Source organism: Nonomuraea basaltis (assembly GCF_005893125.1).
In the GTDB taxonomy this organism is placed as follows: Bacteria; Actinomycetota; Actinomycetes; order Streptosporangiales; family Streptosporangiaceae; genus Nonomuraea; species Nonomuraea basaltis.
On sequence record NZ_VCJS01000353.1, the window covers coordinates 1 to 9,035 of the forward strand.

Here is a 9,035-nt window from a genome sequence, read left to right on the forward strand (position 1 = left end):
CCCCCGCCACACCCCTCCCTTGGGACATCCCGTCCGGGCGCGAGGCGGCCGCGGTTCGGGTCGAAACTCCGCCGATAGCGGAGTTTCTCGCGGATGTTGTCCCTTCCAAGCGAAGTTGGCGGAACGGACGTGCGCTGACCTGCAGCCCGACATGCTGATGCGGACGAGTTCGCGTGGAGTCGTTCAGGTTTGTTGTCGGTCAACCGATGGTCAGGGATTCATGCTGGAGCTCCGAACCATCGCGACAGGGCCGCGCGAAGGCCCTCGCGGTCATCGGAGCCGGGCCGGGTCGACGCCGAGGCCCAGGCGATGTAGCAGTCCGGGCGCAGCAGCAGGGCGGTGGCCGAGGTGGCAGAGTCATGGGGGAGCGCTGTGACCGGGTCGTGGAGGCGGGCTGTGATGACGTCCACCCGGTCGCGCCATTCGGGCAGTTCCCCGGCGAGTGATCCCTCCTTGGTCAGGTCCAGCAGTAGCGGCCGGGCGTCCCCGGTGAAGGCGGCGAGCCGGACGGGACCGGTACTGGTGTCTAGGAGCAGGTCGGGGGCCCACTGGCCGATCAAGGGGTGGGCGTCTCCCGCTCCCATGTCGTAACGGATGTCGGCGCCGGCCATCATGTCCGCGAGGTGCTGGACGTTGCGGCGGTCGCCGAGCAGCTCGGTGAACAGCTCGCGCAGCGCCGTGACCTCGCGTCCCGGCGTGATCAGCGCCGACTGGGCCTGCGTGTGCATGACCACTCGCTCGGAGGCCGGCCGCCGTTCGGTCTCGTAGCTGTCCAGGAGCCCAGGCGGTGCCCAGCCGCGGATCTCTGCGGCGAGCTTCCAGCCCAGGTTGACCGCGTCCTGCAGGCCCAGGTTGAGCCCGGGCCCGCCGATCGCGCTGTGCACGTGCGCGGCGTCGCCGACCAGCAGGATCCGGCGCTCCCGGTACCGGTCGGCGATCCGCGTGTTGCCGCCGGTCAGCCTGCGCCGCAGGAACGGGCCCTCGCCCGTGGGCTCGCCGAGTGGCAGGTCTGAGCCGAGCACCCGGCGGACGCTGTCGCGCATCTCGTCCAGAGTCGGCGGCCGCTCGTCGCCGGGCGGGTCCATGGGCCACTCCATGGTGGTCACCAGCGGCGGCTTGCCGGGCAAGGGGGCGTACACGAACAGCCCGCGCTCGGTGCGGTGGTGCATGAACGGCGGGATGTGCCCGTAGCCGGGCACGTTCAGCCCTCCGGTGGCCGGATCGACCATCGTGTCCGGCACTGTGACGTGCGCGGTGCGGGAGACCGCGGTGTCCCTGGTCACCCCCGGAAAGCCGATGCCGGCCAGCTTGCGCGTCAGGCTGCTGCCGCCGTCCGCCCCGACCAGGTAGCGGGCGTTCATCCGGTAAGGACCGGTCGGTCCTGCGATCTCGATCGTGACCGCGTCGTCCTGCTGCGACAGCCCGGTGATCTCGTGTCCCCGGCGGATCTCGACGTCGAGCTCGACCGCGCGTTCCTCCAGGACTTCTTCGATGCGGAGCTGCGGCACTGGCAGCAGATAGAGCGGATTGTCCTCCAGCACACTCAGGTTCAGCGGCAGCGCGCCGAACACGAAGCCCGGCGCGGGGTGCGGAAGTTCCTTGGAGCCGCTGAGGCGCTCGTACAGGCCGCGCCGTTCGAGGACCCGCACCACCTGACCGACCAGGCCGTTGGCCCGGTTCTCCCGGGTGCGTTCGGGCCGCCGCTCCAGCACCACCGGCCGTACGCCGGCGAGGCTCAGTTCGCAGGCCAGCATCAGCCCGTTCGGGCCGCCTCCGGCGATGACGACATCGGCAGACATGGCGTTCCTCCTTGAAAATGGGCATGGCACATCGACCGGCGGTGTGCCGGTTGCTCAGGGTGCGCTTGCTGGGGTTCGCGTCAGGGGACGGGCAGTCCCGCCGACACCTGCCGGAGGGCGTCGGTCAGCAGGTCGGTGATCGGGGCGGGTGAGCCGGCGCGCATCCAGTGACCGGTGACCGACCTGACGGTGGCCCCGACGGTGGCGGCCACCAGGTGGGGATACAGGTCGCGGACGAGGTCGGTCCCGGTGCGCTCGGCAATGGCGGCGGCCAGCTCGGCCTCGGCCTGGGCGTCGGCCTTGTAGATCTCGCCCTGCAGCGCCGGCTCGGCGAACATCAGGCGGAGCCCGGAGATCCACTGCTGTACGTCGACGTTCTCCGTGTGGGCTTCGTGTCCCAGCCCGAACCGTGTCAGCGCCGCATTGGTGATCGCCTCCCAGAGCGGCTCAGTCACCGGCCGGGTGCGCAGCTCCTCCGTGATCTGCCGGGCACGCTCCAGATGCCGGAAGGCGATCGCCTCGCCCTTGCTGGAGAAGTAGTTGTTGAACGTGCGGGGGGAGACGCCGGCCTCGGCGGCGATGTCCTCCACGCGGACGTCGTCCAGCCCCCGCGCCGCGCAGAGGCGGATGGCCGCCCAGCTCAACGCGATACGGGTCGCACGCTTCTTGCGCTCCCGCAGCCCTTCACGCACGCCCTCGATGCTCACGCGACCAGAGTACACAATCTTGCGTGATGCGAAAAGATGCGCAATCCGCAATTTTCGACCCAGCCGAGGTGCGCGCCTCCGTGCGCGGCAAGCGCATCACAGGCCCGGCCACGAAGCAGCGGATCAAGGCGACGATCCGGACGGTCCTGGCGGACGCGAAACGGGAGCACCTCATGACGTTCAACGCGGCGGCGCTGGTGGCTCTCGAGTCAGCGCCCCGGCCGAAGGGCGTCGTGTGGACCAAGCCGCGCGTGGAGGCGTTCAACGAGGCGTTCCAGGCGCGGCTGGCCGCGGTGCGGACCGACCCGCACCTGCCGTCCACGTCGGCCGTCGCGGTGTGGGGTGCCACGGATCTGCGCCCGTCGCCGGTGATGGTGTGGACGCCGGCCCAGTTGGGCGCGTTCCTCGACCACGTCGCCGGCGACCGCCTGTACGCCCTCCTCCACCTGGTGGCATTCCGTGGCCTGCGCCGCGGCGAGGCATGCGGCGCCCGCTGGGTGGACCTCGATTTCGACGACGGCGTGCTGTCGGTGGCCAAGCAGCTCACCATCGTGGATCGCGAGGTGAAGGAAGGCCCGCCGAAGACGCAGAGCAGCGACGCGCCCGTCGCACTCGATCAGGTCACCTTGGACGTGCTGCGGCTCCACCGAAAGCGCCAAAAGGAGGAGAAGCTGGCGTGGGGCGGCTCATGGGCGGAGACGGGCCGCATCTTCACCCGCGAGGACGGCACCGAGCTGAAGCCCGACTGGCTGAGCAAGTACTTCGAACGGCTGGCGTTCGCGGCCGGGCTGCCGCCGATCCGCCTGCATGACCTTCGTCACGGCGCGGCGACGCCCAGCCTCGCGGCGGGCAACGACATGAAGACGACGTCGGCGATGTTGCGGCACTCGTCTCTGGCGATCACGTCGGATACCTACACGAACGTGCTGCCGGAGTTGGCGCGCGAAGCGGCAGAAGCGAGCGTCGCTCTGGTCCCCCGGGCCGTCGTCGTGGGCGAACCGTCCGAAACTGAAGGTCTCCCTTCGGTCTCCCCAATCCGGCATGCTGGACCATCGGATTCCAGGTCTCCCCAGAACCCCAGGTCAACGCCTTGATCAAAGCGCGCCCTGCAGGATTCGAACCTGCGACCGTCGGATTAGAAGCAAGATCTTTTAGTGCCGCCCTGTGCCGTTGGGTGATGGTTCGTGCCGCCTCAGCGCGGTTTGTGTGTCAGGCGGTGCCGGATCCTGACGGCGTGTGACGGGGCGTACGAGCACGCACCGAGCACGGCGGCATCCCTCACCCCACCCAGGGACCCGAACGACCATAATGGATAACCCTGCGCGAACTGTTACGAGGAGGCCGAATGGATCTCGCTAGGCACCCCCTGACGGACTTCGAGCAGCGCCACGTCGATGTCGCCGACGACCGGGGCTTCAACCTCACCCACCTCGTGAAGTACTACTGCGAACTAAGTCATCCTGACAGCCATGTCACGTGCTACCTCGACCGACAGCGCACGCCTCACAACGCGATCGCTGTCATGATTCACCCCGAGACCGATGTAACCCCGCTGCACGCTGTTCACGGCCTCACCGTCCAGTCCGACCTACGGCATGGTTCGAACATGCGCCGATTCCCCAAGAGACTGCACACCGGCACGGAGCCGATCACCTACGCTCGCCTGATCCAATGCGCCGACCTGAGCGCCTTTGGCCGCCTGCTGCACGCACTCGTCGCAGACAGCACCCTACGCTCGCGCAGCTTTCAACCGGAGGGCGCGGGCCCTTGAGAACGAGTCTCTGCTCCCCGGCGATCAGCCCCTAACCAACCACCTTGCCGCCGCTCAGCCCTTGACCCACATCACCACAGGTCAGGGGCTCTCTCTAGTGCTTGCGGAAAGCTGCATCAGCGATGAGCTCGGCAACCTCCAACCGCCCGCCCTTTTCCTATTCGGTGCGGCGCAAGTCCATGCTGTCGGATCCGTCCCACCGGTTGTTCGCGGCTGCTTGGCGGGCTCGCTCTGCCGGCTCGCCGGTCAGGCCGGTGCGTTCGATGCACCATTCGACCCACTGGGGTAGCAGATCGAGTATGGCCTCGGCGTACTTCTTGATGTATCCGTCTGCGACGAGGATCACGGTGTGCTCGATCCGATGCGGGGAGCAGGCATAGTAGCCGGGTCCGGAGAGGTGGGACCAGGTGTCGGCGAGCGTGGCGATGTCTTCTCGTTCGGGTCTGTGGTCATCTCGATCGCGTAGCCAGGCGGCGAAGTCGTCGATGATCGGGTTGAGGTCCTGCTTGGGTTTGGGCTCAGGAGCGATGGTGAACGACTCGCAGAGGGCGCCGGCGCGCTGGCGCAGGCGGAAATGCTCGGCGATGAGCTGTTGCGACTCAGTGCCGAGCAGCAGGGCGCCCAGGAGGTCAGAACGGCACAGCGGGTCCAACAGGTCGCGGGCGGTGGCTTGGTCGCACGGGGCCGGTTGGGTGGAGGCGGGTGCCGCGTGTGTCCCCACGGCGGCTCGCCACTCGGCGAGCGCTTCCTTCGGTGAGGCGAAGACGGCAGCGTGCACGACCCGGTCTCCGGTGCAGCGGTCGATGTCCCAGCAGTACCAGTGCGGGTCCTGCTCGCCCCAGGCGAAGGGGGCGAGGAGCGCGTACCGCGAGCCGTACACGTCGGCCACCAGCAGTGGCTCTCCGGCCGGAGTGGCCCGGCAAATCTCACTCGGCCACCCGGGAGCGATGCCAGCTTTGGCCAAGGCCGTCGAGGTTGCCTTGATGGCTTCGCGGACGGCGAGGTCGGGGTCGCGGCGCAGCATCTCCCCGCTGGACGGCGCGGTCATCGCGGCGAGCCCGTGCAGCATCCGCCACAGGTCAGCCATCTGCCCGCCGGTGCGCGCGGCGATCTGGATCTCGTCGCGGACGAGGTCAGCCAGAGAGGCCAGATACTGGTCCCAGTGGAAACCCATGGTCTCGGTCTGTGTGCGCGTCCACATCTCCTCGCCGACCAGATCGACGACAGCGTTCTCCAGCCGCAGAGGCGAGTGGGCGGGCAGGTCGGCGAGACGCTCGATGATCCCATTCTGGGAGTCCGGCCACCACTGATCCCCAGCGGTCCCCATCAGCGACTCAAACAGCACAGAACGAGCATCAGGCGAGGGCTGACGGGCGGCGAGCTGCAGCGCGCGCCGGGCAGGATGGCCGCTGACTCCCCGCGTGGGGTTCGCCTTCGCTTTACGCTTCTTCGCCACGGCACCCGATCCTACGGTGTCTCATCGGCCAGAAAGGGCTCGTTCGCGCGACGCGGGCCACTGAGACCGAACGCCGCGCCATATTCTGAACGCCATGCAGGAGGAGTTGCGGGCGTTCACCGAGTGGGTGGGCGCAGGCCGGAAGCTGACCCAGACGGGGAAACTGACGCTGTCGGACGCGCGGGCGCTGGTGGCGCTGCTGGAGACCGGCGACGAGATCGACCCGAAGATCGGCGACCGGGTGTTCCGGACGAAGAGCAGCACCGAACTGCCCGGACTGAACCTGATCGTGGAATGGGCCAAAGCGCCCGGGCTGGTCCGGGTGGTCAAGGGGCGGCTGCTGCCGGTAAAGAAGGCGGCGCCACTGCTGAAGGACTCCGAGCGGTTGTGGGAAGCGTCGTTCACAGCGTTGGGGAAGATGAGCGAGGCCCTCTTCCCCAAGAACTACTGGTACACGTCGCTGGTCGGCGAGGAGTTCACGCTCATCTGGCCGGCGCTGCTACGCAGGTTGTACGGCGGGCCGGTGCCCGTTGCGGAGCTGCGGGAGCTGGCCTGGGAGATCGCGTCGCCGTACTACGAGATACGCGACCCGCAATCGCAGCGGCGAATGGCCGACCAGGACATCGATCGACTGCTGGCCGTTCTGGTCCGGCTGGGCGCGGTGGAGCTCACGCAGGAGACGGCGACTCTGACCCCGGTGGCGGTGAACGCCGTACGGCGCAGCCTGGGTGAGGCCGCACCGGGAGAGCCGATCTATCAGATCCGGGTGACGCTCCAGGAGAGTGCGGATCCGGTGATCTGGCGGCGCCTGCTCGTCTCACCCGGGATCACGCTCGACAGGCTGCACGACATCCTGGTCGCGGCGATGGGCTGGGAGGGCCGTCATCTCCACCTGTTCACGGTGGGCGGTGTCCTGTACGGCGAACCGTCACCCGAGTGGGATCTGGACGTTGTGGACGAGAAGCAGACCTCGCTGCGGGAGGTGCTCGCACAGACCGGGGCAGCCATGGAGGACGAGTATGACCTGGGTGACTGCTGTTCAGTAGTCAACTCGAGTGTCGGATCGGGCTGTGTCGCGTCGGATGGCAGCGGCGAGTTCCCGTCTGCGGGGAGGCTCATGGTGACGGTCGAGCAGATCATCCCGGGTGCGAGCCGGGCATGATGACGATCAGTGGCTTGTTTCCCCAGGTCGTAATCACCACTGACCCGTTCGGCGAAAGACCCAGACGCTCTCGATGAGCGGCGTTGTGGTCATCTCCTGACCCCTCTCATGACGCAGCAAGGTTCGGCTGGCCGAAGCGACCCATCGGGGTTAACTGGCAGCCCAAGCGATCCATCGACGATGATCGCCTGGGTGGACTACTCGCCTTCAGCGCCAGGCCCTTATCTCCTCGGCCAGCCCCTTGAGGGACTCGACCGGGTGCTCGACCTCCGTCCACGGTGGCGTGAGGTCGGTGGACTCGAAGCGGGGCACCACGTGGAGGTGGAAGTGGAAGACGCTCTGCCAGGCCGTCTCGCCGCTGGCGTGCCAGAGGTTCACGCCAGGGGCCCCGAGCGCGCCGGCGACTTGCCGGGACACCTCGACCGCGGCCCGCATCACGTGTGCCGCCGTCTCCACTGGGATCTCCCCCAGGTCCCGGTGGTGCGCTCTCGGGACGACCAGCGTGTGACCCCTGGTGGCCTGAGCGAGGTTGAGGAAGGCGATGGCGTGCTCGTCCTCGTGGATGGTCTGCGAGGGCTCGGTGCCGGCGACGATGCGGCAGAAGACGCAACTCATGACCGGCATGATCACAGCTCGTCCGGCCAGCAAAGGCCTTTCAGCTGGTGACGCTAGCTATCTATCGACATCGACGCTGAATCACCTGGCCGGGGATAGCTGAGGAAGTCCGCGCCCGCGAGCTTTGCATACCCGGGGTTGAGGAACCTACGGACAGCCGTTGGCGGTACCCGCGAGTAACTTAGCTGCGGGCTTCGGCAGGGTCGTCCCGCGCTGCGAGTCGGTCGTTAAGGACGCTGTCACCAAGTACACGCGAGCGTGTTGATCCTGGTCAGTGAGGTTCCATCGTTGGCTTCATGCGGATCTTTCGCGGAAACCGAGACGAGCTCGACCATGTACGGACAGTATTGATTCGTTTCCGGGGGGTTGTCTGCGGTGGCCAGATGGCTGCCAGCCCGTGAGAAAGCCGGATGTGACGTGGCGCGTGTCATCGACGAAGATGAGTTGGTCGGGAACTGGACGCTCCTCGATGAGGAGATGAAGCTGCTGACCGGGCGGCGAGGGCCCACGAAGTTGGCCTTCGCGCTCATGCTCAAGTTCCATCAGCTCCATGGCCGGTTCCCGCGCGGTCGGGCCGAACTACCCGACGACGCGGTCGACTACGTTGCCCGGGCGGTAAAGGTTCCGGCTCTGGATCTGGCGTTCTACGAGTGGGACGGGCGCACCAGCAAGGACCATCGCACCGATATCCGCAAGTTCACCGGGTTCCGCGAATGCGGGGTGGACGACGCGGAGAAGTCAGCCGAGTGGCTGGCCGACAACGTTTGCAAGGCCGAGCGGCGCCCTGATCGGGTCCGGGTGGCGCTTTTGAACCACCTGAAGGAAGAGCAGATCGAGCCGCCGTCCCAACTGCGGCTGCTGCGAATCATCGGCTCTGGGCTGGAGCAGGCCGAGAAGACCCTGACGTTGCGTGTCTCTTCGCGGATCGGCGTGGAGGTGGTGGAGCGCATGCTCACATTGATCGCCCGGCGCGCTGGTGGAAGCGGCGACGACGATGGCGATGACGACGCCGTCGACCCCGATGGGTCCGGGCCCGGCGAACCGGAGGCGGGCCCGGAGCACGACGGAAGCCACGACGCAGATGTGGGTGAGGCGGAGCCCGAGGAGGCAGACCCTGAAGGCGCGGACGTGTTCGCGGCGATCCGGGAGGTGCCCGGCAACGTCAGCGTCAAGACGATGGAGCGTGAGGTATTCAAGCTCGGTGCGATCGAGGCCGTCGGCCTGCCCGAGGGTGTGTTCGACGATGTCGCGCCGGGTGTGCTGCTGGCCTGGCGGGCGCGGGTCGCGGCCGAGGCGCCCAGTCATCTGCGCGCGCATCCGGATGAGATCAAGGTGACGTTGCTGGCGGCGTACCTGTACTGCCGCCAGCGGGAGATCATCGACGCCCTGGTCGATCTGCTGACCCGAAAATTCGACCTTCACGTGGGCAGGCGGCAGCGAACCCCGAGCGGCAATGAGCGATGATGCTTCGCGGTGAGTTGTGTCAGGTCGGCTCGGGCTCGATGAGGACGGCCTTGCCGTTGCG

General features: G+C 67.6%; 8 protein-coding genes. 4 read left to right on the forward strand and 4 right to left on the reverse strand.

The features are described from left to right. Positions 1-218: 218 nt before the first annotated feature. On the reverse strand, positions 219-1,799 hold the full coding sequence (locus EJK15_RS64790) for an FAD-dependent monooxygenase (protein ID WP_138720176.1): 1,581 nt from the start codon (positions 1,797-1,799) through the stop codon (positions 219-221). Positions 1,800-1,879: 80 nt separating this feature from the next. Then, positions 1,880-2,506: a TetR/AcrR family transcriptional regulator gene (locus tag EJK15_RS64795; protein ID WP_240778038.1), complete on the reverse strand. Its 627-nt coding sequence runs from the start codon at positions 2,504-2,506 to the stop codon at positions 1,880-1,882. Positions 2,507-2,532: 26 nt separating this feature from the next. On the opposite strand from EJK15_RS64795, the gene EJK15_RS64800 reads away from it, so the two are divergent. Together EJK15_RS64800 and EJK15_RS64805 are read left to right on the forward strand one after the other, a co-directional pair. Continuing rightward, complete coding sequence (locus EJK15_RS64800) at positions 2,533-3,600, forward strand: tyrosine-type recombinase/integrase (protein WP_240778040.1); 1,068 nt, start codon at positions 2,533-2,535, stop codon at positions 3,598-3,600. A 251-nt stretch (positions 3,601-3,851) separates the two neighbouring features. Then, positions 3,852-4,277 (forward strand): hypothetical protein, encoded by a 426-nt coding sequence (locus tag EJK15_RS64805; protein WP_138720178.1) that lies wholly within the window; start codon positions 3,852-3,854, stop codon positions 4,275-4,277. A gap of 157 nt (positions 4,278-4,434) precedes the next feature. On the opposite strand, the gene EJK15_RS64810 is transcribed toward EJK15_RS64805, so the two are convergent. Beyond that, the gene (locus EJK15_RS64810; RefSeq protein ID WP_138720179.1) at positions 4,435-5,622 is read right to left on the reverse strand and encodes a hypothetical protein; all 1,188 of its coding nucleotides are present in this window, start codon (positions 5,620-5,622) and stop codon (positions 4,435-4,437) included. 205 nt (positions 5,623-5,827) lie between these two features. Here EJK15_RS64810 and EJK15_RS64815 point away from each other — a divergent pair, with 205 nt between their 5' ends. Then, positions 5,828-6,895 carry a plasmid pRiA4b ORF-3 family protein gene (locus EJK15_RS64815; protein WP_138720180.1) on the forward strand — a complete coding sequence of 356 codons (1,068 nt, stop codon included), beginning with the start codon at positions 5,828-5,830 and terminating at the stop codon, positions 6,893-6,895. Positions 6,896-7,102: 207 nt separating this feature from the next. Here the strand turns inward: EJK15_RS64815 and EJK15_RS64820 are convergent, their stop codons facing one another. Continuing rightward, entirely contained in the window at positions 7,103-7,510 is a 408-nt protein-coding gene (locus EJK15_RS64820) for an HIT family protein (protein ID WP_171075338.1), read from the reverse strand. A 417-nt stretch (positions 7,511-7,927) separates the two neighbouring features. Here EJK15_RS64820 and EJK15_RS64825 point away from each other — a divergent pair, with 417 nt between their 5' ends. Then, complete coding sequence (locus EJK15_RS64825; RefSeq protein ID WP_171075339.1) at positions 7,928-8,974, forward strand: DUF4158 domain-containing protein; 1,047 nt, start codon at positions 7,928-7,930, stop codon at positions 8,972-8,974. The last annotated feature ends 61 nt before the right edge of the window (positions 8,975-9,035 follow it).